Origin of the sequence: Dolichospermum sp. UHCC 0259 (genome assembly GCF_009711935.1) — a bacterium.
Taxonomy (GTDB): Bacteria; Cyanobacteriota; Cyanobacteriia; order Cyanobacteriales; family Nostocaceae; genus Dolichospermum.
Genome location: NZ_VIKX01000267.1, coordinates 1 through 26570, shown reverse-complemented (window position 1 = coordinate 26570; position 26570 = coordinate 1). Strand labels below are relative to the sequence as shown.

27 protein-coding genes and 1 CRISPR repeat array are annotated in these 26570 nt (G+C 38.2%); of the genes, 12 read left to right on the top strand and 15 right to left on the bottom strand.

From position 1 onward, the window contains the following. Positions 1-1129: DNA cytosine methyltransferase (locus FJR05_RS22675; protein ID WP_168646204.1), on the bottom strand; the 1129-nt coding region annotated here is incomplete at its 3' end. A 274-nt stretch (positions 1130-1403) separates the two neighbouring features. Here FJR05_RS22675 and FJR05_RS22670 point away from each other — a divergent pair. Together FJR05_RS22670 and FJR05_RS22665 are read left to right on the top strand one after the other, a co-directional pair. Next, complete coding sequence (locus FJR05_RS22670) at positions 1404-1997, top strand: Uma2 family endonuclease (protein WP_168646203.1); 594 nt, start codon at positions 1404-1406, stop codon at positions 1995-1997. An 18-nt stretch (positions 1998-2015) separates the two neighbouring features. Continuing rightward, positions 2016-2462 (top strand): VOC family protein, encoded by a 447-nt coding sequence (locus FJR05_RS22665; RefSeq protein WP_168646206.1) that lies wholly within the window; start codon positions 2016-2018, stop codon positions 2460-2462. A 135-nt stretch (positions 2463-2597) separates the two neighbouring features. Here FJR05_RS22665 and FJR05_RS22660 read toward each other — a convergent pair whose 3' ends face one another. Together FJR05_RS22660 and tmk are read right to left on the bottom strand one after the other, a co-directional pair. Beyond that, on the bottom strand, positions 2598-3551 hold the full coding sequence (locus FJR05_RS22660) for a DNA polymerase III subunit delta' (protein WP_168646202.1): 954 nt from the start codon (positions 3549-3551) through the stop codon (positions 2598-2600). Between the two features lie 2 nt (positions 3552-3553). Further along, positions 3554-4180, bottom strand: a complete 627-nt coding sequence (gene tmk, locus FJR05_RS22655) for a dTMP kinase (RefSeq protein WP_168646201.1) — start codon at positions 4178-4180, stop codon at positions 3554-3556. Between the two features lie 194 nt (positions 4181-4374). Between tmk and FJR05_RS22650 the strand changes: the two genes are divergently transcribed. Next, the gene (locus tag FJR05_RS22650) at positions 4375-7164 is read left to right on the top strand and encodes an ATP-binding protein (RefSeq protein WP_168646200.1); all 2790 of its coding nucleotides are present in this window, start codon (positions 4375-4377) and stop codon (positions 7162-7164) included. Between the two features lie 48 nt (positions 7165-7212). Here the strand turns inward: FJR05_RS22650 and FJR05_RS22645 are convergent, their stop codons facing one another. Next, entirely contained in the window at positions 7213-7803 is a 591-nt protein-coding gene (locus FJR05_RS22645; protein ID WP_168646199.1) for a hypothetical protein, read from the bottom strand. A 355-nt stretch (positions 7804-8158) separates the two neighbouring features. On the opposite strand from FJR05_RS22645, the gene purD reads away from it, so the two are divergent. The 4 genes from purD to FJR05_RS22625 all read left to right on the top strand — a co-directional run bounded on the left by purD (position 8159) and on the right by FJR05_RS22625 (position 13052). Continuing rightward, the gene (gene purD / locus FJR05_RS22640; RefSeq protein ID WP_168646198.1) at positions 8159-9436 is read left to right on the top strand and encodes a phosphoribosylamine--glycine ligase; all 1278 of its coding nucleotides are present in this window, start codon (positions 8159-8161) and stop codon (positions 9434-9436) included. 171 nt (positions 9437-9607) lie between these two features. Then, the gene (locus tag FJR05_RS22635) at positions 9608-11620 is read left to right on the top strand and encodes a cation:proton antiporter (protein ID WP_168646197.1); all 2013 of its coding nucleotides are present in this window, start codon (positions 9608-9610) and stop codon (positions 11618-11620) included. 143 nt (positions 11621-11763) lie between these two features. After that, positions 11764-12726 (top strand): DUF4351 domain-containing protein, encoded by a 963-nt coding sequence (locus tag FJR05_RS22630; protein WP_168646196.1) that lies wholly within the window; start codon positions 11764-11766, stop codon positions 12724-12726. Between the two features lie 92 nt (positions 12727-12818). Further along, entirely contained in the window at positions 12819-13052 is a 234-nt protein-coding gene (locus FJR05_RS22625; protein WP_168646195.1) for a DUF4351 domain-containing protein, read from the top strand. Positions 13053-13296: 244 nt separating this feature from the next. On the opposite strand, the gene FJR05_RS22620 is transcribed toward FJR05_RS22625, so the two are convergent. Next, a complete protein-coding gene (locus FJR05_RS22620) occupies positions 13297-13530 on the bottom strand; it encodes a hypothetical protein (protein ID WP_168646194.1) in 234 nt (77 codons plus the stop codon). A gap of 148 nt (positions 13531-13678) precedes the next feature. Then, complete coding sequence (locus FJR05_RS22615; protein ID WP_168646193.1) at positions 13679-13957, bottom strand: RNA chaperone Hfq; 279 nt, start codon at positions 13955-13957, stop codon at positions 13679-13681. Positions 13958-14061: 104 nt separating this feature from the next. Here FJR05_RS22615 and dapF point away from each other — a divergent pair, with 104 nt between their 5' ends. Beyond that, positions 14062-14901: a diaminopimelate epimerase gene (dapF, locus tag FJR05_RS22610; RefSeq protein ID WP_168646192.1), complete on the top strand. Its 840-nt coding sequence runs from the start codon at positions 14062-14064 to the stop codon at positions 14899-14901. A 166-nt stretch (positions 14902-15067) separates the two neighbouring features. Here the strand turns inward: dapF and FJR05_RS22605 are convergent, their stop codons facing one another. After that, positions 15068-15343 (bottom strand): LuxR C-terminal-related transcriptional regulator, encoded by a 276-nt coding sequence (locus FJR05_RS22605; protein WP_168646191.1) that lies wholly within the window; start codon positions 15341-15343, stop codon positions 15068-15070. 261 nt (positions 15344-15604) lie between these two features. Between FJR05_RS22605 and FJR05_RS22600 the strand changes: the two genes are divergently transcribed. After that, on the top strand, positions 15605-16582 hold the full coding sequence (locus FJR05_RS22600) for a carbohydrate kinase (RefSeq protein WP_168646190.1): 978 nt from the start codon (positions 15605-15607) through the stop codon (positions 16580-16582). Between the two features lie 67 nt (positions 16583-16649). Here FJR05_RS22600 and FJR05_RS22595 read toward each other — a convergent pair whose 3' ends face one another. The 4 genes from FJR05_RS22595 to sfsA all read right to left on the bottom strand — a co-directional run bounded on the left by FJR05_RS22595 (position 16650) and on the right by sfsA (position 19526). Continuing rightward, positions 16650-17003 (bottom strand): type II toxin-antitoxin system HicB family antitoxin, encoded by a 354-nt coding sequence (locus FJR05_RS22595; protein ID WP_168646189.1) that lies wholly within the window; start codon positions 17001-17003, stop codon positions 16650-16652. Next, the gene (locus FJR05_RS22590) at positions 17000-17254 is read right to left on the bottom strand and encodes a type II toxin-antitoxin system HicA family toxin (RefSeq protein ID WP_168646188.1); all 255 of its coding nucleotides are present in this window, start codon (positions 17252-17254) and stop codon (positions 17000-17002) included. The genes FJR05_RS22595 and FJR05_RS22590 overlap by 4 nt, the downstream gene beginning before the upstream one ends. Positions 17255-17344: 90 nt before the next feature. Further along, positions 17345-17827: a gluconokinase gene (locus tag FJR05_RS22585; RefSeq protein WP_168646187.1), complete on the bottom strand. Its 483-nt coding sequence runs from the start codon at positions 17825-17827 to the stop codon at positions 17345-17347. Positions 17828-17949: 122 nt separating this feature from the next. Continuing rightward, a CRISPR array of direct repeats spans positions 17950-18513; the repeat unit is 35 nt; unit sequence GTTTCCATCCCCTTGCGGGGAAGAGGTAATGTCAA. 287 nt (positions 18514-18800) lie between these two features. Next, on the bottom strand, positions 18801-19526 hold the full coding sequence (gene sfsA, locus FJR05_RS22580) for a DNA/RNA nuclease SfsA (RefSeq protein WP_168646186.1): 726 nt from the start codon (positions 19524-19526) through the stop codon (positions 18801-18803). A 625-nt stretch (positions 19527-20151) separates the two neighbouring features. On the opposite strand from sfsA, the gene FJR05_RS22575 reads away from it, so the two are divergent. The 3 genes from FJR05_RS22575 (at position 20152) to miaB (ending at position 23712) form a co-directional block, all read left to right on the top strand. Next, a complete protein-coding gene (locus FJR05_RS22575) occupies positions 20152-20823 on the top strand; it encodes a 2OG-Fe dioxygenase family protein (RefSeq protein WP_168646185.1) in 672 nt (223 codons plus the stop codon). Between the two features lie 197 nt (positions 20824-21020). After that, positions 21021-22286 carry a tetratricopeptide repeat protein gene (locus tag FJR05_RS22570; protein ID WP_168646184.1) on the top strand — a complete coding sequence of 422 codons (1266 nt, stop codon included), beginning with the start codon at positions 21021-21023 and terminating at the stop codon, positions 22284-22286. Positions 22287-22350: 64 nt separating this feature from the next. Continuing rightward, positions 22351-23712, top strand: coding sequence for a tRNA (N6-isopentenyl adenosine(37)-C2)-methylthiotransferase MiaB (gene miaB, locus FJR05_RS22565; protein ID WP_168646183.1), 1362 nt, complete (start codon positions 22351-22353; stop codon positions 23710-23712). Positions 23713-23969: 257 nt separating this feature from the next. Here miaB and hemJ read toward each other — a convergent pair whose 3' ends face one another. The 4 genes from hemJ to FJR05_RS22545 form a co-directional block, all read right to left on the bottom strand. Continuing rightward, positions 23970-24557 (bottom strand): protoporphyrinogen oxidase HemJ, encoded by a 588-nt coding sequence (hemJ, locus tag FJR05_RS22560; RefSeq protein ID WP_168646182.1) that lies wholly within the window; start codon positions 24555-24557, stop codon positions 23970-23972. An 82-nt stretch (positions 24558-24639) separates the two neighbouring features. After that, the gene (gene rdgB, locus FJR05_RS22555) at positions 24640-25218 is read right to left on the bottom strand and encodes an RdgB/HAM1 family non-canonical purine NTP pyrophosphatase (RefSeq protein ID WP_168646181.1); all 579 of its coding nucleotides are present in this window, start codon (positions 25216-25218) and stop codon (positions 24640-24642) included. Between the two features lie 52 nt (positions 25219-25270). Beyond that, a complete protein-coding gene (locus FJR05_RS22550; protein WP_168646180.1) occupies positions 25271-25879 on the bottom strand; it encodes a Uma2 family endonuclease in 609 nt (202 codons plus the stop codon). Positions 25880-26010: 131 nt separating this feature from the next. Continuing rightward, complete coding sequence (locus tag FJR05_RS22545; protein ID WP_168646205.1) at positions 26011-26304, bottom strand: hypothetical protein; 294 nt, start codon at positions 26302-26304, stop codon at positions 26011-26013. Between the last annotated feature and the right edge of the window lie 266 nt (positions 26305-26570).

Genomic DNA, 26570 nt, shown 5'->3' with positions numbered 1-26570 from the left:
TCCTATCCCTGTTACTTCCTAATTCCTTTTTAGTGGGGGAGTGTGAACAGTTACTCTGAGAAGCCATTTCTGTATATGTTCCTAGAAAGTGGAAAGTATCTGGATAAGAATGAAGTCTCGCAGCTTCACGTATTGTAATGGTTCTATCTTGTGTGGGATGAAAGAATCTACCAGAACCAGGATGAAAAACCCATCTGGTAATTGTCTTCGCTGGTTTATCCCAATAAAGCCTTCCATAAGCCCCACTATAGTGCTTTTTAGGTGCTAATTCAGGTGGTAAATCTCTGGCATCTTGTCCTTCCTTTAACAGCCTTACTCTTGACATTTGAATGGAGCTTAAAGCACGAGCAATATGGTTTGTAATTTTTGTGCTGTCATGTCTGATTAAAGATTGATAAGTTGTTTGTGGATCGGAGGGATATCTATCTTCATCATATTTTTGTCCTGCATTTAGTTGTGGTAAATCTCCAATTGCATCTTTAACTGTAACAATTGGAGAATAATTAGATTTTAGTAGATTCGTTTGATAGGATGATTCTTTTTTGTTATAACCACTTTTAAGATCACCATTATGTGTAGGCTCTGGTAAGCAAATTAAATGCTCTAAACTAGCAATAAAGAAAGCTCTAGCTCTGGTTTGTGGCACTCCGTAGTTAGCAGCATTTAAAGATGATGTAACAACTTTATATCCCAGTAATTCTAGTTGATTTGTAATTTCATTTTTAAATAAACCTTTGTATGCAGTCAAAATTTCCGGGACGTTTTCCATAATGACGTAAAGCGGTCTGAACTCTTGAACAAATTCTATAAAACTTTTATATAACTGATTCCGAGGATCATCTATATAGCGATATTCGGCAGGTATATTTCTGGAAAACCCTTGACAAGGAGGTCCGCCAATAATTGCTTTTAGTTCTTCTTTTTTTAAACCTAGATATGAACGGAGTTCTGAGGGATTAACTTCACGAATATCTTGATGTATAACTTTAGTGTTTGGGTAGTTATGTTGATAGGTGGCTAACGCTTTTTTATTTACGTCAATGGCACATAACGCTTCAAAGCCAGCCAAGTAAAAGCCTGTACTTAAGCCACCTGCACCTGCGAATAAATCAATTGTTTTGTTGTTCATACTTGAATACTATAGTATTCTACATTAAATGTCAAGTAGGATGATATTGTTGTGGGTTACAGTATATGCAAAAATTCTCAATTATCAAAAATGAATAAAAATACTATTCCCACCGGCTACCTTCGCAAGGTTCATCGTATCGCTTTTAATATCCAAAATATGCCAGCATCTCGTCATTTTTACCATTGGGGTCAATTTTAGCACCTAGCCTGAATTTTCCTAAATTTTTCTGAATTTTATCTGATAATAAAACTAGCCTCTTGAAGCGAAACCTATGGAAACCCTCACTTTAAACATACCTCCCGCAGTAAATTTAACAGATGAGCAGTTTTATCAACTTTGCATTGCCAACGAACCTTGGCAATTAGAACTTACCCAAACCGGAGAATTAATTATTATGCCCCCCACAGGTGGAGAAAGCGGAATTAGAAACTCAGATATAACTACAGATTTAAGTATTTGGAATCGTCAAACTAAATTAGGTAAAGTATTTGATTCTTCTACTGAGTTTAAATTACCTAGTGGTGCTTATCGCTGTCCTGATGCAGCTTGGGTAAAACTAGCACGTTGGGAGGCTTTAAGTAAAGAAGAAAAAAAACGGTTTCCCCCCCTTTGTCCTGATTTTGTGATTGAATTGCGATCAGAAACGGATAGTTTAGAAAAATTACGCGCTAAAATGCGAGAATATCAAAATAATGGGGCGCTTTTAGGTTGGTTAATTGATCCACAAACACCTTTGGTAGAAATTTATCATTACGGAAAAGATGTAGAAGTTTTGAACTTTGATTTTGACAACCCACCAAAACTTTCTGGTGAAGATATTTTACCGGGCTTTATTCTCGATTTACAGATAATTTTAAATCCATAGATTCTAAATTTTGGGATGATGATTGCTCACAAAAATATTCCCACTGGCTACCTCCGCAAAGTTCATCATATTGCTTTTAATGTCCAAAATATGGCAGCATCTCGCCATTTTTATGGTCAGATTTTAGGCTTACACGAACTTACCGGGGATGAAATACCAGAAACATTGAGAGAACTTGTAAACGCTGGCAAAGTCGCTAATTTTGTCACTCCTGACGGCACAATTATTGACTTATTTGGAGAACCAGAATTATTACCACCAGATCCAGATCCCAGTAAGTCTTTTACTAGAGCATCTCATTTAGCTTTTGATATTGATCCAAAATTATTTGACGAAGCGTTAGCAGTGATTAAAGAACATAATTTAGTTATTGCTTATGGACCTGTTTCTCGTCCTACTGGGAGGGGAGTGTATTTTTATGATCCTGATGGATTTATGATTGAAATTCGTTGTGATCCTGATTAAATGAGGTAAGGAAAAATTTCAATAATTACAGCGATTTTTGGGTAAATGAACCACGTTTTTTTTGTCTCACGCAGAGGCGCAGAGGCGCAAAGAGAAATGAAGAGTAATATAATTGAGGGCGGGGTCTCCCCGCCCCTACGGATTTTGGGATATTTGAAATAAGGCTAAAAATGTACATTCCCAAACTAGACGAGGTTGGGCGTAACAAAGTAAATGTTTCCGAGTTTTTTCTAACTGTTGAATAATTTTTGGTTCGTGTATTTGCTGCCAATAGTATTGTTGTAAATAGTCAATTAACCATAATTGGGCTTCTGTATCTAATTCTTTATCAATTTTTTTACCTAATTCTAAAGCATGACGGTAAGATGTTGGCGTTTTTTTCACTTGGGCGATAAATTCACTAGGAATGGTTTGCAATTGTTGGTAGGAGGAAATGGCATTTCCTGGACTACCTGCGGCTATATTTAAAACTTCTGGATGTTGTAAAATTTCGGCATTTCCTGTTTGTGTCAATACCTGAGTCATAGCCGCAGTATTTAACCGATAAAAGGGAACTTTTTGACAACGGGATACTAAAGTTGGTAGCACAGATTCGGGGGAAGGGGCAATTAAAATTAATGTCGCTTTTCCTGGTTCTTCTAAGGTTTTTAATAAGGCATTTGCGGCAGATTCTGCCATTGTTTCTGCTTGTTCTAATACTATGACATTTCTCTCTGCTTCCAAGGGTGGACGGGAAAGAAATTGGGTAATTTCTCGAATTTGTTCTAAACGAATGACCGGCGGTGCTTTGCGTTTAACTCCCTTTTCGGCTGCTTCTGCTGGGGTGAGTCTTTGTCCTTGATATTGATAAGTTGGTTCTACCCACAATAAAGCTGGATGATTTCTTTGCTGAATGCGATTGTGTAAAATGGGAATTTGATCAGGTTTTATGGAACTAGAAAAAAGTAATTCTATGAAACATTTTGCTGCTAAACTTCTGCCTACACCATCAGCACCCACAAACATATAAGCTGGTGCAACTCGATGTTGTTTAACGGATTGAGTTAATAATTCTACTGCTTGCTGTTGTCCGATTAATGGCGAGAACATAGTTATGAAAACAGGCGTTGCTGTAAAATTTCCTGTATATTTTTTTGAACAATATCTTGACTTTCATTACCATCTATTCGCACAATTCGAGATGGATTGGATGCTGCTAATTCTGTATATCCTTGCTGTACCCGACGATGGAAAGTAATAGTTTCCTGTTCAATTCTATCTAGTTTAGCTTGTCCTCGTTTGCGGGCTAGTCCTACCTCTACATCTACATCTAACCAAATAGTTAAATCACTTTCTAAGCCGCCAGTAGCAATCTGATTAAGTTGATGAATGAGATTCATATTTAAACCTCTACCATAACCTTGATAGGCAATAGTAGAATCAGTATAGCGATCGCACAAAATAAATTTCCCTATGGTTAAATTAGGTCTTAATTCCTCTTCAATATGCTGTGACCTATCCGCTGCGTATAATAATAATTCCGTAACTTCCCCCACCGGTTTACTTGGTGACTTTTCCAATAATAACGCCCGTAAATCCTTTCCTAACTCCGTTCCCCCCGGTTCACGAGTCAGGATTACTGATATATTTAAACTTTCCAACCACTGAAAACACCGTTGCATTTGAGTAGTTTTACCACAACCTTCCACACCTTCAAATACAATTAATTTACCACTCATATTTTTTTGACTTACTTGCTCACGTCTAAAACTATACTTAATTCCAGAACACCTGTAAAGACGTGATATTTTACCATTCCTACAAAGAATTTATGGTGACAGTGCAGCGTGGCCTCAGTCACACTTCTTTCTGACTTCTGACTGGGCGCAGGCCCTGCGCCCCTACTTCCTAAATCTTCCCATAACAAACATTTATGTCAAGTTCCCATAGTCCAGTTCACCATCAACTTGCATTCCAAAGCTTACCAAGAAGTATGACTACTTTGGAAACCTGGACTTTTGGTGTCACCAACCATCTTAGTTGGATAACCTTAGTCCCTACAGTTCATGCTGAATTAGGAACAGCAGCTATTTTTGTCTGGATTCCTGCTGTCATAGTCGGAATGCTAGTCAATTATCAAGTTAAACATCTAGGTAGGAATTTAGTAGATGTATCTGGAGGTACTCCTAACTACATCACTCGCTTGTGGACAGGCTACCCAATTATCGCCCGCTATGCAGCAATTGGTTATCTAATATCCTGGCTTTCAGTGATACCTCTCAATTCTGTAATTCTCACAGATATGATCAAAACCAATCTGGATATCATAGATATTACTTGTCCAGAAATAATGCTCAAATTTAGTTTTACCTTATTACCATTTATTGTAGCTTTTAGTGGTAATCGAGCTTTAAATATTTTACATTTATTATTTTCATTTCCAGCATTAATTTTACTTTTATTATTTTGTTGCCAAGGACTAGGTTTTCTAGCTTTTTCTCCTCATAGTCCGGGCTTTTTTCCTGATACTTGGGCATCATTAAGTTTTATAGATTGGGCTAAATGGTTCTTTTTTATTAGTTATACAGCCTACAGTTGTGAAACCGTTTCTTCCTTTGTAGCGGATAGTCGTCATCCTCGACAAACTTTAAAATTTCTGGATATTGCTGCTTGGTTAATGCTACCAATTTTTATTGGTGGTTCTTGGGTAATTATCCGATTATCTACTATTGAAGGTTTAGAAGATCATGCTTATCTAAATTTGGCAGTAGCATCAACATCTTTTTGGGGAGATTTTGCCCCAATCACTGTCACTTTTTTACTCACTATTTGTTGTTTGGTAGGTTCAACAACCGCCGTTTCTAACTCTCCCCGAATTATCTATCAATTAGCTATAGACAAACACCTATCACCAATATTTTCTTTAGTTTCGGCTAGGGGAGTATTTGGAGCATCCTTAGTTCTCAGTTTGTGTATCAGCATGATCTACTGTCTTTGGGGTGATGTATCTCAAATTGTCATAGTCGGCAATGTAGCTTGGTTTGTGGCATTTATGCTCATGCACTTAGGACTGTGGAAAAAACGCCATCAACCAAATATATTGTGGCCAAAATTATCTTTAGGATTATTTATTATAGAGACTATAATTTTGTTACTGACCGCATATAATTGGGGTTGGCAAGACTTTCTAGCGGGATTTTTCGCCCCCTTTATAGTTTTGATAGTTGATGTTGTAGTTCGCTATTTGCCTCTACCTATATTTCGTTCCTATTGGTGGATAAAACTCTATCAATCACAAAGACAAAAATCAGTTAAAGACCCTCTCATTATCCAAGTAGGAATACTAATTTTTCTACTATGTAGTGCGGTTTTAGTGGGTTGTTTATTTGTATGGCAATTGAACATAGCTTTTATTACCACTAGCAAAAATTTAACGGTTATTTTATTAATCACTGTAGCATTTGTGGGAGTAGCGATCGCCTGTTGGACCAGTTTACCCCAAGTAGTTGCCCTCACAGAAGCCAGAGAATCCGCCGAACACCTATTTACAGTTGCCCAAGATGCCATCCTAGTCCTAGATGAACAGGGGATTATTCGCCAAGCAAATCCCGCCACAGAATATTTCTTCGGCGTTCACCCATCACAATTATTAGGACATCATCTTCAACAATGGCTACCCGAATTAACAAAATATCCAGAATCATGGGATAAACGCGCGGAACACACCCTACACCATCATCAGCAAATCAGAACCCTAGAAGTTTCCATTTCCGACCGACTTCATCAAGATTTTCAGGAATACGTCGCCATTATCCATGATATCACCCAGCGCAAACAAGCTGAAGAAATATTACGAAATTCAGAAACCCAATTACGTCAAGAAGCACAACAACTTGCGGCTCAACTTGTGCAAAGTGAAAAAATGTCAAGTTTAGGACAATTGGTAGCAGGTGTAGCCCATGAAATCAATAATCCAGTGAGTTTTATTTATGGGAATATCACCCCAGCCAATCAATATATTCAAAACTTAATTAAACTCATTCAACTTTATCAACAGCACTACCCCAAACCAGTTCCAGAAATTGTCACAGAAATAGTAGATATGGACTTAGAATTTGTCATCACAGACTTACCAAAATTACTTGGTTCGATGGAATTTGGAGCAGAAAGAATTAAAGATATTGTTCTATCTTTACGCAATTTTTCCCGATTAGATGAAGCCGAAATGAAAGCTGTTAATATTCATGAAGGTATTGATGGGGCATTAATGATTTTACGCGGTCGTTTAAAAGCTTCACCACAACGTCCAGCTATCGAAGTCATCCAAAACTATAGCCAACTCCCTAAAGTTGAATGTTATCCAGGACAACTCAATCAAGTATTTATGAATATTTTAGCAAATGCCATTGATGCCTTAGAAGAATCATTAATCAATGGCAGCATTACAGACAATGCCAAAATTGAAATTTATACTGAAATCTCCAAAGATCAACAAGTAATAATTCGGATGCAAGACAATGGCGTGGGGATTCCTGAAAACATTCAAAAACGTCTATTTGAACCATTTTTTACGACTAAACCCGTCGGTAAAGGCACAGGTTTAGGTTTATCTATCAGTTATAAAATTATTACCGAAAAACATCATGGTAGTTTGCAATGTATTTCCACTCCAGGATTAGGAACGGAATTTATAATTACAATCCCCTTAAAGCAGAAAGGATAAGTCGTGTCAAATCCATTTCTTTTGCGCGGGAGGTTGGGAGAGGCGTTTTTACACACCCTCTAAATCCCCAGGGAGATATTGATATTTTCTTATGATTGATTGAACTTTGTGACAATCAATCGAATCAATTTTAGCAAATACACCCATTGTATCAACTTTGTCTATTACCTGTAAAAATTCTAAGACAATTTTGTATTCGGGTCTATTCCAGAAGTCATGGATGAGTATTTTACAAGCATCTGGGGTACTGAGGATACTGCATAAAGTGCTTGCAACTCTAAATCTTCCATCAACTAAAACTAAATCATACTGCAAATCACCATTAAATACAGACAACGAATAATTTGGCCACAGATGTTTTTTTGCTTCGTCTTTTGGGTATCCCCAAGCAACTGTTTCACCTATATCAACAATGTGAAAATTCAATTTTTTATTTTTTAACGCATTCTGAACATCTGAATTTTGCATCAAAAAATCATTGATAAATTGTCTTGAGGATTCTACTGATGTCACCGTATGTATCGTAGGTAAACCTGACGCATAAATCGTACTTTCCCCAGAGCCAAACTCAAGATAGTTGAGAGATGAACCGATATATGCGTGTAAAATATTTTTTTCGGATTCTGTCATAGTTGTCATAGTGATACCTTTTTGTTGGTGAAAAATAATACTCTTATCATCTTAGTTTATACTTTTAAGGTAGTTTTCATATCTTTAGACCACACTCTTTGCGCCTCTGCGCCTCTGCGTGAGACAAAAAAATGTAGTTCATTGACCCGAAAATCCCTGTAAGTAATAAGGTACAAAATTATCTGTGTTTATCTGCGGTTAATACCGACTTATTGCACCTTGCTTATATAAGAATTAATGTATTTATATTTTTCATAAATTTACCATTAATAAATTGAATTGTTAGATAATCCCTATAAGCACCTGAATCACCGAACTCCCGAACTGGTATTCTCGTAAAAGCAAGAGACTTATGAGGAAATAAGTGAAAGTTTTAGTTATCGGTAACGGTGGAAGAGAACACGCGCTTGCGTGGAAATTGCTACAATCCAATAAAATCGAGCAAGTTGTCTGTGTACCAGGAAATGGGGGAACAGCAACCATGCAAGGTTGTCAAAATCTCCCTTTAGCAGTTAATGACTTTGCAGGTATTAGCGAATATGCAGTAAAAAATGATATTCCTCTAGTAATTGTTGGTCCAGAAGTTCCCTTAGCTGAGGGAATTACCGATTATCTGCAAAATCAAGGCTTAATTGTATTTGGTCCAAATAAGGAAGGGGCGCAAATAGAAGCAAGTAAAGCCTGGGCTAAAGCATTAATGGCAGAAGCTGGAGTTCCCACTGCTAAATCTGCGGTATTTACAGAAGCCGCACCAGCAAAAGCTTACATTCAATCCCAAGGTGCGCCCATTGTGATTAAAGCCGATGGTTTAGCGGCTGGAAAGGGTGTCACAGTTGCCGAAACCATTGCTCAAGCTGAAGCTGCCATTGAGGCAATTTTTCAAGGACAATTTGGATCTGCTGGTAGTTCCGTTGTCATTGAAGAATGTTTAGTCGGGCAAGAAGTATCTATTTTAGCTCTCACCGATGGTTTAACTATTCGCCCATTATTACCCGCTCAAGATCATAAGCGCGTTGGCGAAGGTGATACAGGAGACAATACCGGAGGCATGGGTGCTTATGCTCCCGCCCCAATTGCCACACCACAGTTAATGGCACGGGTACAAACAGAGGTGTTAGAAAGAACTATTCATGCCTTACAGAATAGGGGCATTGACTACCGAGGCATTTTGTATGCGGGGTTAATGATTTCACCAGATGGTGATTTTCGGGTTTTAGAATTTAACTGTCGCTTTGGTGATCCAGAAACCCAAGTAATTTTACCGATGTTAGAAACACCTTTGGAAGACTTAATCTTGGCTTGTATAGAACAGCGGTTAGGAGATATGCCGCCGATTGTTTGGAAACAAGGGGCTGCGGCGACGGTGGTGGCTGCTTCCGGTGGTTATCCGGGGGAGTATATTAAGGGTAAGGTAATTACTGGTTTTACAGCAGCCCAGACCGCAGGAGCGACGGTTTTTCATGCGGGGACAAAGTTAAATGCCGTCCAGGAAGTTGTGACAGATGGCGGTAGGGTGTTGAATGTGACTGGTTTGGGGGAGGATTTTCAAGCAGCTTTAGCTCAAGCTTATGCAGGTATAAAAAACATTCAATTTGATCAAATGTATTATCGCCGAGATATTGGTTATCGGGTTTTAGGTTGATTTTTGGGTACTTGAATTAGATTTTTTCTCACGCAGAGGCGCAGAGGAATCTTCAATAAATCCTCTCCCCTGCTCCCTGCTATATTTTCTTGTATCCCAGTCCTCACCGGAAATTGATAAAAGTTTGTAGACTGAATCTATATGGTTCTTTATAGTTCTTAATTAAAATCGGTGCAAGAAGATTTTCGGTTAATTATTGATTTAGTTTTGGTGTTTGCTGTTGCAGCTTGTGGTGGTCTATTAGCTGCGCTGTTAAAACAACCTGTTTTGCTGGGATATCTGATTGGTGGGATGGTTGTGGGCCCTTCTGGACTGCGACTGATTAAGGAACTTATCCAAGTGGAAACCTTGGCTCAGTTTGGGGTGGCGTTTTTGTTGTTTGCTTTGGGTGTGGAGTTTTCCTTAACGGAACTCAGGAAAGTTAAGGCGATCGCTCTCGGAGGTGGTACTTTACAAATTATCCTCACTATTCTCATCACTGTTTTGGTCTGCGGTGTCACTGGCGCTTGGGGAACTTTACCCGCTAAAGGTGTATTTTTGGGTTCGATTTTGTCTCTGTCTTCCACTGCGGTGGTTCTCAAGTGCTTAATGGAACGCAATGAAACGGAAACACCTCACGGTCAGGTAATGCTGGGAATGTTGGTTGTCCAGGATTTAGCCCTGGGATTAATGTTAGCTGTCTTACCAGCCCTCCATGAACCAGGAGAGGTGATTGGCATTGCTGTACTGATGGCATTACTAAAGATTGGTTTATTTGCCGCTGGTGCGGTTGTAGCAGGGATTTGGTTAATTCCCCCCTTACTCAGATTATTAGCCGGCACGGAAAGTAAGGAGTTATTTTTATTAGGTGTTGTCACCATCTGTTTAGGAATTGCCCTATTTACAGAATACTTGGGGTTATCCATTGAAATGGGGGCATTTGTCGCCGGTTTAATGATTTCTGAAGTGGAATATGCTGATGAGACTTTGACTATTGTTGAACCATTGCGAGATATATTTGCTAGTTTATTTTTTGCTGCTATTGGGATGTTAATTGATCCGGTATTTTTGTGGCAAAATCTAGAATTGATTCTCGGATTGGTGGCTTTAGTTTTTGTGGGTAAGTTTTTAATTATTACTCCTTTAGTAAGTTTGTTTCGCTATCCTTTAAAAACATCTTTAATTGTCGGGTTGGGATTAGCACAAATTGGGGAATTTTCTTTTGTTTTGGCTAGTGAAGGACAAGCTTTAGGTTTGGTGTCTCGGCGGATATATTTACTAATTTTAGGAACTACTGCCGTTACTTTAATGTTAACTCCTTTTGTCTTGCGATTAGTGCCATTTTTATTTGATTTTGCCGAATCTATGCCCTGGCTAAAACCATATTTGGTGGATGACCAAGCTCATGATTTTTCGGAAGATTTGCCGCAGAAAAATCATGTAGTAGTTTGTGGTTACGGAAGACTAGGTAAAAATTTGGTGAAGTTGTTACAACAATATCAATTATCTGTGGTAGTAATTGACCAATCAGAAAGTCGGATTCAACAGTTACGGGAAGCGGGAATACCTTATGTTTATGGTAATGCGGTGAGTCTTCATGTCTTAGAAACTGCTGGTGTTAGTCATGCTCAAGGAATGGCGATCGCTCTTCCTGATCCTGCCAGTATTCGGCTATGCTTAAAACGATCCCTGGAAGTATGTCCAGAATTAGATACAGTTGTCCGTGCTACCCAAGATAAAAATATTGAAGTGCTTTATCAATTAGGGGCAAAGGAAGTAGTCCAGCCAGAATTTGAAGCTAGTTTAGAAATGGCAACTCATCTCTTAATTGGTGTGGGTTTGTTACCAGAAGTGGTACAACAAAAAATGCAGCAAATTCGCCAAGATCATTATTTAGATTTACGCCCTGAAAGTTCTGCTGCTGAAGTTTCCCAATATTTACAAAAAGTCACCCGTGATCTTAATCGTCGTTGGTATGATTTACCAGCAGATTCACCTTTAATTGGCATGACTTTAGAAGAAGTAAATATGCGTTATTTAACTGGGGTGAGTTTAATGGCTATTTGTCGGGCTGACGGGGAAGAAATTGATTATCCTCATAGTCAAACTACACTTCTTTTAGGCGATCGCTTATTAGTGGTAGGATCAGCAGAAGAACTCACAGCTTTAGTCCAATTTGCCGAAGGTAAAATCACTATTAAGTAGAAAATCATAGTAAAACTGATATACCTACGGTATATTGATTTTTGTAAATTTAGTGCAATGACTTGACCATAAGCTATACACTAAATTTACATTTAACTACAGATTTATAACTTTCCTGATCTACCTAAATATAAAATATTACCATGACAGAAAATATAGACCATGATCGCTTATTTAAAGAACTAATATCCACGTTTTTCATAGAGTTTATAGAACTTTTCTTCCCTCAAGTTCTCCAATATCTAGACCCCGAATCAGTTACATTACTAGATAAGGAAATATTTACCGATGTCACCGCAGGAGACAAATATGAAACCGACCTAATCGCCAAAGTTAAATTTTTAGATCAACCTTCTTACTTTATCGTTCATGTTGAAGCTGAATCAGGTGCAAGAGCGAAATTTAACAAAAGAATGTTTCGCTATTTTGCTAGATTAGATGAAAAACTAGACTTACCAATCTATCCTATAGTCATATTCTCCTATGACTCACCTAAAACTTTAGCAATCAATAGCTATGAAATTAACTTTCCTGATTTTGAAGTGCTAAAATTTAATTATCAAGTAGTGCAACTGAATCAACTAAACTGGCGAGATTTTTTAAATCGTCAAAATCCAATTGCATCAGCTTTGATGTCAAAAATGAGCATAGCAACAGCGGATAGGCCAAAAGTCAAAGCTGAATGTTTAAGGTTATTAGTCACCTTAAAATTAAATCCAGCTAAAATGCAATTGATATCAGGGTTTATTGATACATATTTACGACTTAACCAAATAGAAGAAGAGAAATTTCAAACAGAAATAGGTACATTCATCAATAAAGAAAAGGAGGGAGTTATGCAAATTGTTACCAGTTGGATGGAAGAAGGAATTGAAAGAGGAATTGAAAGAGGGATTGAAAGAGGAATTGAAACAGGAATTGAACGAGGAATTGAAAGAGAAAAAAATTTAATACTTCGTCAAATTAATAGAAAATTTGGCAAAATTGATGTTGAATTAGAAACAAGAATTAGAAAGTTAAATGTAGAAATAATAGAAGATTTAGGAGAAGCGATATTTGATTTAGACACTGGGGAAGATTTACGAAATTGGTTAGATAATATTTAGTATTTTCTAGAATTTCCTAATAGTCAAACTACGCTTCTTTTAGGCGATCGCTTATTAGAGGTTCATTAATAACAGGGGAAAAGGAGGAAGTTATGGAAATTGTCACCAGTTGGATGGAAGAAGGAATTGAACTAGGAATTGAAACAGGAATTGAAAGAGAAAAAAATTTAATACTTCGTCAAATTAATAGGAAATTTGGCAAAATTGATGTTGAATTAGAAGCAAGAATTAGAAAATTAAATGTAGAAATAATAGAAGATTTAGGAGAAGCGATATTTGATTTAGACGCTGTGGAAGATTTACGAAATTGGTTAGAGAATATTTAGTATTTTCTAGAATTTCCTAATAGTCAAACTACACTTCTTTTAGGCGATCGCTTATTAGTTGTAGAAAAACATACACCAGAACAAACCTCTTATTCCCCTCCTCGCTTGCGGTGAACCAGCGCTGTAGGCGGGTTTCCCACCGTAGGCGACTGGTGTGCCACTTCGTCGAGCTTTGCTAACGCGTAGCGTGCCGGAGGCATTCACCCGAAGGGGGAGGGGTTATACAGTTTTTAAGGCTTTAAAATTATCCCGTAATCGGTAAATTTATATCGAATGGTACACCATCAAAGTATTGTCCCCAGTCAAGAGGATTAATATTGAAACTGGTAAGAATATTACTGATAATTGGGTTTAAAAGAATAGAATTGGGTACAGGGTTTGTCCCGATATCCGTAATCGTACCACCTACTATAACTTCTTGTTGATCCATAGATATATCTGCGAATAAAGGTATATCTGTGATTCGTATTTTAGACATTGTATAAATATCCTTAACGTTGATTAGTCGCGCTAAATTCCACCGTTAATTTAAATATTAGACAAACCAATAATATCCAGTCAATCCGATAAGCAACTAGAAGCAACACGGTTTTATATAGGTTTGATTAGGTTGCTATCAGCAAACCCTACTTAGGTACAACTTCAACACTGACATTTTGCGGGATCAATCCTCTTTCCGTTACTGTATCACTGAATGGTTTCATGTAGGCGATCGCCTGTTTCCAAACCATAATTTGCTCATTATTACCATCAAAAACACAGATACAATTATGATCTTGCCAAAATATGTGACCTGTAATCAAATCACCAGTCATTAATCTAAATTCGACCGTTAATTTTTCTTTAATGCACTTCTGGACTTGACGAGTGCTAGGTAGTGAAGTATCAAATTGATTGGTTGCCATATATTATATTGGTAATTGGTAATTGGTAATTGGTAATGGACAACTGACAACTGACAAATTTTTTAATAGTATGAATGAATCTTTAATAATTCATTTAGAGCAAAATGGCAATCGAATTTACTAAGTATCAAGGACTCGGTAATGATTTTATCCTCATTGATAACCGTTCCTCATTGACACCAGTATTGACACCAGAGAAAGCGGTACAATGGTGCGATCGCCATTTTGGGATCGGGGCAGATGGTGTTATTTTCGCACTTCCTGGACAAAATGGCACTGATTACACCATGCGGATTTTTAACTCCGATGGTTCAGAACCAGAAATGTGTGGGAATGGGATTCGCTGTTTAGCGGTATTTCTGACAGACCTAGAAGGCATTTCCCGAACCAAAGATAAATATCATATTCATACTTTAGCAGGTGTGATTGCCCCCCAACTCACCGATGATGGTCAAGTCAAAGTGGATATGGGTGAACCCCGGTTATTAGCAGGGGAAATTCCTACCACTTTATCACCTAGTGAGTTTCAAGTCATTAATCAACCCTTGGAAGTAGGCGGAAAAACCTGGGATGTTACCTGTGTCAGCATGGGAAATCCCCACTGTATCACCTTTGTGGAAGATGTTGCGGCGATTAATTTAGAAAGTATTGGTCCCCAATTTGAAAATCATCCTGTATTTCCTAAAAAAACCAACACCGAATTTATTGAAATAGTCAATCGTAACTATTTGAAAATGCGCGTTTGGGAAAGAGGCGCTGGAATTACCCTCGCTTGTGGAACAGGTGCTTGTGCGTCCTTGGTAGCGGGTGTATTGAACGATAAATGCGATCGCACTGCTACTATTGAATTACCCGGTGGACCTCTAGAAATTGAATGGTCAGAACTTGATAACCGGATTTACATGACAGGACCTGCTGAACGAGTATTCACAGGTAAATATTAAATTTAGCCTGTTCTGAGTGCTAAGTTATACAAAGTTGGGTTGAGCAAAGCAAAACCCAACGAGTTTAAAACATTTGTTGGGTTATGGACTTTGACTCTAGTTCCCCCTTTGTTAAGGGGGATTTGTAAGTGCCTAAAATCACAACCTAAAACTTTTCAAACAACCTCTAAGAGATACTCTCATCATTCCAGATCGGAAGAGAACAGCAATTAACATCATTCAAACAAACTTTACCCCATTGTAAAGCCCAACGTACCAAAGCCACACGGTTATCAGTTTTCGTCTTGGAGAGAATATTACTGATGTGGTTATCAACTGTACGTTTACTAATTTCCAGTTTGACCGCAATTTCTTGGTTAGTTAAACCTGTGGCCACTAAGTCTATAATTTGCAGTTCTCTGTCTGACAGACTAACACGGGTCCCAGACTCACTAGTAGCCATGACTTACTATTCCTCCCTTGTGTATATGTACTCAAGTCTTAATTCCTTATTCTAAAAGATTCTTTACGAGGTAGATAGTTTTAAATGTTGCTAATAATACTAATATCAAGATTTTCTTTTAATTTTAGGTTTGTAGTCTGACTTGTTACAGATAATAGGTATTGATTTTAACTAGGATTAATTAAAAAGCTTTATTCAAGTGCATACTGCGATAGTGTCAAACTAGATTTAGATTATGCCCCATCGAAAATCAAAAATGAAATGAGTAATCCTTCTATTTTATGCCTTGGTGAAGTCTTATTTGACTGTTTAGCTGATCAATTGGGACTTAAGCTAGAAGAAGTGAAATCATGGACTCCCTATCCCGGAGGTGCGCCGGCGAATGTGGCTTGTGCTTTAGTCAAGTTAGGAACTTCAGCCGGTTTTCTGGGGGCTGTGGGTGTGGATGAAGCGGGGAATGAGTTGGTAAAGTTATTGGAAGATGTTGGTGTGAATACGACGGGTGTACAACGTCATTCTACAGCGCCAACGAGACAAGTATATGTGGTTAGGGATTTGGCGGGCGATCGCACTTTTGCTGGTTTTGGTAAATATGATACCTCTGAATTTGCTGATACCCGCCTCGAAGCTAAAAAACTACCAACTGCGCTCTTTAATGAAGCTGACTTTTTGGTGGTGGGAACTTTGGAATTAGCCTATCCTGAAAGTGAAAAAGCGGTTTTGCGGGCTTTGGAGTTAGCAGAACAATATGATCTGAAAACTATTCTCGATGTCAATTGGCGACCAGTATTTTGGCAAGATGAAAAGACAGCTAAAACCAAAATCCTGTTATTGCTAAAGCAATTCGATTTTATCAAATTAACCAAGGAAGAGGCACAATGGTTGTTTGATACAACAGACCCCGGAGCAATTACTTATAGGCTCAATTCTTTGGAAGGGGTTTTGGTGACAGACGGTGAACATGGTTGTGCTTATTGTTTAGGGGAAAATGAAGGTAAAATGCCGGCGTTTTCCATGTCTGTGGTAGATACAACCGGTGCGGGAGATAGTTTTTTGGCTGGGTTTATCCATCAATTGCAACAAGTGGGGATTCATAGCCTCAAAGACGCAGAAACAGCCAAAAGGATTGTCACCTATGCCAGTGCTGTGGGAGCATTAACTACTATTAAACCAGGTGCGATCGCTTCCCAACCCACTGCGGCAGAAGTTGATGCTTTTCTCGCTTCCCATCAACTTTAACCAATAGCATATTTTACGGGAATATCAGTGACAATTAGCTGGTATTCCTGATGTAATTTGGCATTTTTCAAGCATTTTCCAACGATTCTCCCTGCAAATAACGTTCCAGCGCATCTGTCACCAGCTTATTGAGATTCACCCCCCGCTGTTGAGCAAATAACACCGCTTGGCGATGAAGTTGGCTACCTACACGCACATTAAAACTCCCCTTAAACGGCTTCTCAGGTTCAATCCCTTTTTCCTCACATAGAGTCAAATAATCATCAATTGCTTCCTCAAAACTAGCCCTCAGACTAGCGACATCTTCCCCCTCAAAACTAATTAAACTGCGAATATATTCCACCTGTCCATAGAGGATTTTATCTTCATCGCTATAGTGAATAGAGCCGAAATAATCCTTATATTGCATCATGTCATTCATAGCAATTCTTCTCTTTGGAGAATTTCAATAATCTGTTCAATTTGATATCCTTTAAGAATATTTTGAGGATGAGGTTTGTGTAATGTTATAACCACTCCCGCATCATTGAGAAAACGTCGTCGAGAACCTCCCGTTTTACCCGTGCTGACTTCCTCAAAACCAAAACCAGAAAGCAAGCTAACCAACTCCTCCCAGGTAAAATCCTTGGGACGACTGATAAACCGCTTAATTAATTTCTCCCTACGGGTCATGAGAACTCCAGGCTGCTTACTTCCATTATCTACCCTCAAAAACTTTTTGCAACTAAAATTAGTGACATTAATATTATTTCATCAACTCGCTTAAATTGCTAAAGCAGTTCTAATCTTCTTTACAATCACTTCGGGCAGTTCAGAAACATCAACACAAATACAATTATCTGGCTCTTCAAGGTCATGAAACTGACTTTTGAGGAGCTTTTCGGTCATGAAGTGATTTTGTCGGGCTTTTAGCCTGTTTTCAATCACATCAAAAGACCCTTTCAGGTAAACTAGCTGAATGCAGCTATCAATCATCAGCATTTGACGATAGTTAGTTTTGAGTGCTGAACAAGCCAAAACTACATTTTTATTTTCTTGTAGCCAATTTTTGATGGCTGCTTGTAAATCTTCTAACCAAAGCTTTCTATCAGCATCATTGAGAGGAATACCCAGCCGCATTTTTTCGATGTTTGTTGCTGAGTGGAAGTTGTCAGCGTCGCTAAATTTACAGTTTAGTGTTTCTGCTAAGAGTTTACCAATGGTGGTTTTACCAGAACCAGAAACGCCCATTAAAAGAATAATCATTGATAGCTATTTTTAGACCAATGAATTACATATTAATGAATGTTTCGCGCAAAGACGCAAAGACGCAAAGAAATTAATTAGTCTGCTTTCTCAATAATAATTTCCATCAAATCATGTTTTTAGTTTCCATCCCCTTGCGGGGAAGAGGTAATGTCAACTTCTCAACTCGGTAAACCTGCTGTACTTCAAGCTATGGACTTCTTGTTTCCATCCCCTTGCGGGGAAGAGGTAATGTCAACTCTATGACTACGGTGGGAAGATAGCGGCATCGGTTCATGATGAGTTTCCATCCCCTTGCGGGGAAGAGGTAATGTCAACTTATGAACACTTTGCACAATTTCCGGTAAGTATCGAGCGGTTTCCATCCCCTTGCGGGGAAGAGGTAATGTCAACTTATTCCTACGTGGCCAAGATGATGACAGGAGAAAAGTTTCCATCCCCTTGCGGGGAAGAGGTAATGTCAACTGATATCTCAGATAAAAGAGATAGCACTAACTAAGCGCATTTGGTTTCCATCCCCGTGAGGGGAAGTGGTAATGGAAAGCGGAGGTTCAAAAATATGCTTTGGATCTATGCAAAGTTTCCATCCCCGTGAGGGGAAGTGGTAATGGAAAGGCCTAATACAAAAGGACAACTGGTTTATACTGCTGGTTTCCATCCCCGTGAGGGGAAGTGGTAATGGAAAGGGTTCACTTCTGGAAACCTTACTGAGCAAGGGTTTCAGATACCCCAATCGACGCACCTCTAAAAAATCGAAAAAATTTCCTAGCCAGCGGCAGATTTTGGAGGCTGAAGTCTTTGCTGTGTAAGCAGTCGACACACTTCAACGAAATTATAGGGTTTTCAAGGTTCGGGCGAGGTGTGTCGAAAAATTTCAACACATTGTATTAATTGTATATAACACTGCGGCAATTGTCAAGAATTTATCCACAAGCCAGCCATCTATTTGTAACAAAGATTTTCGGCATGGGTGTTAAATCTTCAGTTTTGCTAAACCCAAATAACGAATACCTTCAGGAGAAATATCAAACCGACATGGTAAAACCTCTAAACCCAGCTTAATCGCTTCTCGCAACAACTGACCATATACGGGATCTGTTGTATCTCCAGGTGCAAACTCTACACAATCACCTCGGTTAATAAAATACAGCATTACCGACCGACTGGCGGGTAAAACTTCCATTAATTCCCGTAAATGCTTTTGTCCTCTGGTGGTTTCTGTATCGGGAAATAAGGCTAAAGTTCCCTGACACCAAGTTGTATTTTTTACTTCTAAATAAATTGGGCGTTGTTCAGCACTACCCGTCAAATAAAAATCTATCCGACTTTTGCGATCTTTTCCATAAACAACTTCACCCTTCACCTGTTCATATTCACCCAACTCTGGGAATAAATGTTTTTCTAAAGCTAATTTAATGACTCGATTAGGTAAAGCCGTATTTACACCTACCCAAGCTTTTTGATTATCATTAACTTGAATTAACTCTAATGTATAAGCTAATTTGCGGTTAGGATTATCGCTTTTAGAAACTTGTACAGCACTACCAATGGTAGAAACTCCCGTCATTGGTCCCGTATTCGGACAATGTGCTGTTACTACCTCTCCAGAATCTAGTTGAACATCAGCAAAAAACCGCTTGTAGCGTTTGAGTAAAATGCCAGGATAGAGTGTGGGGTAGTTATAGAGCCAATCAATCATTAGTCAAAAACAAGTAGAGCATTGATTTAGAACAGATCCCCGACTTCTGAGATCAATTTATGGTTTGTGGACATAATAAACAAAAGAAGTCGGGGATCTCATTGTACCATGAACAATCACACTAAAAATCTGTTGTAGGGTGCGTCAGACTGCATAAATCTTGCAAGTGAACAGATTGTTGATATCTGACGCACCCTACTAATGTGCCAGTTGCGTAAGTTCTGATAATAAACAAAAGAAATCGGGGATCTTGCCGAGAAAGTCTAATTTAGATCATAAATCAGTAACTTTTGTAGTCAAATTTACGATATCTTTAGAGGAATTAAATATAATAGATATCACAGCTTACCATTTAGATAAATAGGGCTTGCTGATAGCGTAGCGTGGCGTAAGCCATATAAAGCTACAACTTAGATATATCAAGAGGTTGAATGTGAAAAAGGTGAATTAGGTGCAAGGAATAAGGGTTGAAATTAGCAAAAATCTATCACTTGGATTCAAGACTATTCTTCTAATTCTTCCTCCTGACTCCTGACTCCTGACTCCTGACTCCTAGCCCTCACAGATAACTTTTTCAGCAAACCCTAAATACGGTAGCATTTACCAATGCAAGGAAAAATATCCTATGCAAACAGTCTCACTCTATACAGAATTAGAATATGCTTTTCTGTTCACTCTGAGAAAAGTAAACTCGATTAATACAGCAGGTTTTCAACCATTTTTTGAGAATTTACCAATTGATCCTTATGTTAAGGGTGAATATCGTTCCCGCAGATTATCCAGATTTCAAGTTTCTGGAGATAAATTGGTTAAACTACCTCATGGATATCTATTACAAAGTAGAGAATATAATCCTTTATTGGGAGGAGTAAAAAGGGAGTTTGCAGAATTAGATGATGCACTGATAGAATTAGATATTTTCAAGAAACTGGTTTTGGCATTTTGTGATTCTTGCAAATTGTATTCGTCAGCAGAAGTTGATGTTCATCAAATTAGAACTACCTGTTCACCCACTAATTTAGGAAATCCTGCACCTGAAGGTATTCACAAAGATGGTAGTGATTTTATTGGCATTTTTTCCGCAGGAAGAGATAATGTTCAAGGTGGAGAAACCCATTTATATTCTGCTAAAAAAGAAAAGCCAGTTTTTAACAAGATTTTGCAACCTGGAGAAATAATTTTGGTGAATGAAGATCAATTTTTTCATTTTACTACGCCGATAAAACCCCAAAATCCAGGTTTGGGCAGTAGGGATGTATTTGTGATCAATTATCCTAGTATCATGTCTGACTTTTAATCACAAAACCCGTAGGGGCGGGGAAACCCCGCCCTAAATTGTATCGCATCCAACAAATAACCCTCAAATGAGGTATAATAAGAAATAATTAAACGCAGATGGACGCAGATAAACGCAGATAATTTTGTATTTCATCAGACGAAGAAAGGTTATAAATAAATGAAATGACATTTTGTTACTCATGACTAATAAATAATATGAATGAAGAATTTTATAATCGGGGATTAGAAAAGGCTAAACAACAAGATTATGCTGGTGCGATAGGAGAATTTACCGCTGCTATTCAACAAAATCCTGGGTTTAGTCAAGCATATATTCAACGGGGTTTAGCATATTATGATTCAGGGGCAATTCTCCAAGCTGTTTATGATTATACTGAAGCTATAAAACTAGATGAATATAGTCGAGAAGCTTGTTATTTTCGAGCTTTAGCCAGATTGGCATTAAAAAATCTTCCCGGTGCTTTGGAGGATGTAGAAAGGGCAATTCGGCTGGATTTTAATGATGCTGCTGCTTATGATTTACGGGGGATTGTCCGCCGCAAACAAGGACATATTCAAGATGCTATTTTTAATTTTAAAAAAGCAGCCGAATTATATCTAGAACAAAAAGATAAGGAAAAATGTCAAAGTTGTTTGCAAAAAATTAAACAATTACAACCACCTCAAAAACCAGAACAACAAATAAATAAGTCTGTAACTGTATCTATTACCTCCACTAATCAATATTTTCAGCAATTATTAACAAAGGCAGAACAGGGAGAAACTAAAGAAGCGATCGCTGATTTAAACTGGGTATTAAAGGCTGATCCAAATGATGCTCAAGCCTATTGCTGTCGCGGCGTAGTCCTGTGTAAACTGGGGAATTATCGAGAAGCAATTACTGACTTTAATCAAGCGCTGAAACTGGATTTTCAAGATGCTATTGTTTATCGTAACCGAGGAAAAGCCCGTTGCCAAATTGGTGATTATCCGGGTGCATTATCGGATTTAAACCAAGCTTTAAAACTGCAACCAGAAGATCCTTTAGTTTATGTTGCTAGAGGTAATATTTATCGGGAAATGGGTAATTGTTTGAATGCAATTCAAGATTATAGTCAAGCGCTGCAAATTAATCATGATTATGCTCCAGCTTACTATAATCGTGGTCTTGCCTATACATTGTTAGAAGAAATGCAAAATGCTGTAGCTGATTATCAAAAAGCAGCGAGTATTTATTGTGAACAAGAAGATTGGGAAAATTATCAAGAAGTATTAAATAGGTTACAAAAAATCCAGACTTTCAATCCCGAACCCAAAAATCAGAAATATGAAATTTTACGTCAGCGACTGTTGAGGTTAGTGGGGGGACAATGGGAAATCGCCAAACGCTTAATTCAACAACAAGAATCTAATTATCCGGGAATGTCCGATGATTGGTATTTACAAAGAGTTATTGATCAATTAGAGCGCGATCGCAACTAGAGAATATACTATTGTAGAATAGAAAACAGACTTGATATACATTACTAACTAAGCGTAATTTCCAATGACCACTAACCGCCATTACCACATTATCACCTTCGGTTGCCAAATGAATAAGGCAGACTCTGAACGCATGGCTGGTATTTTAGAAGACATGGGCTTTGAATGGTCAGATGACCCAAACCAAGCAGATGTAATTCTTTACAATACCTGCACCATTCGGGATAATGCGGAACAAAAAGTATATTCTTATTTAGGTAGACAAGCCAAACGGAAGCAGGAACAACCTGATTTAACTTTGATTGTTGCTGGTTGTGTTGCCCAACAGGAAGGTGAAGCTTTGCTGCGGCGTGTGCCAGAATTGGATTTGGTGATGGGACCTCAACACGCTAACCGTCTGAAAGATTTGCTAGAGTCGGTTTTTGCTGGTAATCAAGTTGTCGCTACCGAAGAAGTGCATATTTTTGAAGATATTACCCAACCGCGTCGGGATAGTCAGGTGACTGCTTGGGTAAATATTATTTATGGTTGTAACGAACGTTGTACTTATTGCGTTGTTCCCAATGTGCGCGGTGTGGAACAGTCCCGGACACCGGAAGCAGTGCGGGCGGAAATCGAACAGTTAGCAAAACAGGGATATAAAGAAATTACTCTCTTGGGTCAAAATATTGATGCTTACGGACGCGATTTACCTGGTTCTACCGCCGAAGGTCGTCACCTGCACACATTGACAGATTTACTGCATTATGTCCATGATGTACCGGGTATTGAACGGATAAGATTTGCGACTAGTCATCCCCGTTATTTTACGGAAAGATTAATTAAAGCTTGTGCAGAGTTGCCCAAAGTCTGCGAACATTTTCACATTCCTTTTCAATCTGGGGATAATGAACTTTTAAAAGCTATGTCACGGGGCTATACTCAGGAAAAATATCGCCGGATTATTGATAATATTAGAAGGTATATGCCGGATGCGTCAATTAGTGCTGATGCGATTGTGGGTTTTCCTGGTGAGACAGAAGAACAGTTTGAAAATACTTTACAATTGGTGGCAGATATTGGGTTTGATTTGGTGAATACTGCGGCTTATTCACCCCGTCCTGGCACACCTGCGGCTTTGTGGGATAATCAATTGAGTGAGGAAGTAAAGAGCGATCGCTTGCAAAGATTGAATCATTTAGTTAATATCAAAGCAGCAGAGCGATCGCAACGTTACTTTGATCGGATTGAAGAAGTATTAGTAGAAGCTCAAAATACCAAAGACACAAACCAAGTCATGGGAAGAACTGGGGGAAATCGTCTCACTTTCTTTACTGGTGATATTAACCAACTCAAAGGGCAAATAGTCAAGGTGAAAATTACCGAAGTTCGCGCTTTTAGTTTAACAGGAGAAGCAGTAGAAGTTCGTCAACCAGTTACAGTTTAACGTAAATTGATGTCCCTTCAAGCCAGGGAATAAATTTCCTGTCTCAAAGCTAAAGTCGGTTAAAACCGACTACTTTAGGATAAATAAGATAATTTGTGATTTTGAATTAACCAGAGTGCGTTTCAACGCACTTTAGCTTTGAGACCGGAACTTAAGTTCCGGGCGGGAATGTTGCAGTCAAGCAAATAACCTACTTGTACTGAGCTTGCCGAAGTATCCCTAGCCTCATTTAACACCACTGAGTAGTGTTAAACTAGCTAAAAAGCTTTTACTCCTGACTCCTCTTGTGCTTGTAATGTGAGTTTTTCTTGATTGCGTCTGCGGATTTTGGCGTAAAGTTGAATACTTACAGCCATGAAAATCACCAAACCAAAAATTAACCAAGCGGTGAGGTCTGTGGGTAAGTTATTTTTGAATATAGCCAACATCACAATTACCACTAATAACAGCGTCGGTGCTTCATTAAAAGCGCGTAAATGTTGCCCATTCCACTTACATTCACCTGCTGCTAACTGCTTCATTAACCTACCGCAGTAATAATGATAGCCGATTAAAATCCCTACAAAACCTAATTTGAAATGTAACCAAGGTTCTTTTAACAGTTCCATGTTGGTAGATAAGATGCCAATAGCCATTGCTACCGTTACACACATCCCTGGAGTAGTAATAATATCGTAAAGACGCTTTTCCATGATTTGATACTGATTTTTCAGTATCGTTCTTGCTGGTTCTGGTTCAAGGTTAGCTTCAACGTGGTAGATAAACAACCGCACCAGGTAGAATAACCCCGCAAACCAAACTACAAAGCCAACAATGTGAAACGCTTTAAACCAAGAATATGCCATGAATTGTAACCTGCCTTTATCAATTTACAAATGATTGCATCTACTCTCATTATCAGGTTAAGGTGATTCAATTCTTAATTTATTAACTCAAAACTTTAATTAACTGGGGAACTAAAGCTTTTAAAGCATTACCACGATGACTAATTGATTTTTTTAAATCCGTTGTCATTTGGGCAAAAGTTAATTGTTTCTCTGGTACATAAAAAACCGGATCATAACCAAAACCACTATCTCCAGAAGGTGCAAACAAAATTTCTCCGTGACAAATACCCTCAGATTGAATTATGATTTCTCCTTGAGGATTTGCAACTGCGATCGCACACACAAATTGAGCTTGACGATTTTCCTGATCACCTAATTCTCTCAATAACCTTTCAATCCGTTCTGTATCCGTGTTCCCATAACGAGCAGAATACACCCCTGGCGCACCATTGAGGGCATCTACCTTCAAACCAGAGTCATCTGCGATCGCCCAATTACCTGTAACTTTAGCAATTTCTGAGGCTTTCAGACAAGCATTTTCCGCAAAAGTTTCTCCCGTTTCTTCCACATCCAAATCTTCCGGTTTCAAAGCTAATTCCCAACCAGAATCAGCTAAATAAGCTTGCATTTCCTTTAATTTTCCGGGGTTTCCCGTCGCTACTACAAGTAATTTATTCATTTGTTATTAGTCAGTTGTTAATAAAAAGGTAATCACCAAATTCTGAGATTATTTATGCTAAATTTTCCGAGAAATTGACTTTTTTATATAATTGCTTCAAAGATAATTCTACATTAATTGATGACAAATTTATCATAGCATCCTCAGTTTCATACTCCGTTAAAATCCATTGATTTTCCGAAGTTTTCACATATTGCATCACATAATATTTAGTTTGGTCAATTAAAATATATTCTTTAAATTCAGGAATTGAGCGATAATAAAGAAACTTGTCTCCACGGTCATAATCTTTTGTTGATTTAGATAAAACTTCCACAATCAACACAGGATTAGTGACTATTGTAGTATTAGCACTGTAATAAACAGGTTGACCCTCAATTACCATCACATCAGGATAAGTAAATTCCCGATAGCGTGGTATCCACAATTTCACATCACCAATATAAATGTCATAGTCTAAATCATTTAACGCCACATTTAAACAGATATAAAAATTACCTGCCAGTTTATTATGATTTGTTGTTCCACCAGTCATAGATATAATTTCCCCATCTCGATATTCATTTTTATCATCAGCTTTTTCTTCTAATTCCAAATATTCTTCTGGTGTATAGTAAGCTGTAACTACTTTGATTTCTTGGGTAGCAGTTTGTAGTTTCATAGGTAGGTCTATTTAGTAATAGTTACTAATTGAATTTTACTTGATTTTGAATAGTCTGATAATCACTAAACTACAAAACCCGTAGGGGCGGGGTTTCCCCGCCCTAATTTATATTATATTCAAAGGTTTTACTACTGACGGGGTTTCTTCTTGGAAACCTTTAATACAGGTAAAGGGTCAGCGGAAGACTGAGGAGGTAAATAATATTGTGCAACAGGTTCTTCTGGTAAAGTTGGACGTTGCTGCATTCGCCATAATTTAAAGACGAGGGCTATTCCGGCTGTTCCTAAACCAAAGGTGAAAAGTGACCAACTATCATCCAAACCACCAATTAGAGCATCTATTGTTCCCACTGTTATCAACGCACTAATGATAGGTTCTTTGCGGTAGGCTGACTTTAAAAAACGAGGTAATACGGCATTCATCACAGCTTACTTAGTTCCAATTAGAGTTTTTGTATAAATTTACTCAGAAAATCCCAACTACAGTTTGTCTGTTTCATCAAAGGCAAATAATAGCACGGACAATTGTAATTTTCTTTGGCAAAAAAGGGAGTACGGTAATTAACACCCACAGAAGTGATTGCTTTGAGAATCATCACAGTTATTTCCATTGTACTAGTAGTTCGTCAAATTCATTTTGACGGGTAATGATAGGAAAAAACTTCTGTTTTCCCTCCCCTACTCCCCCT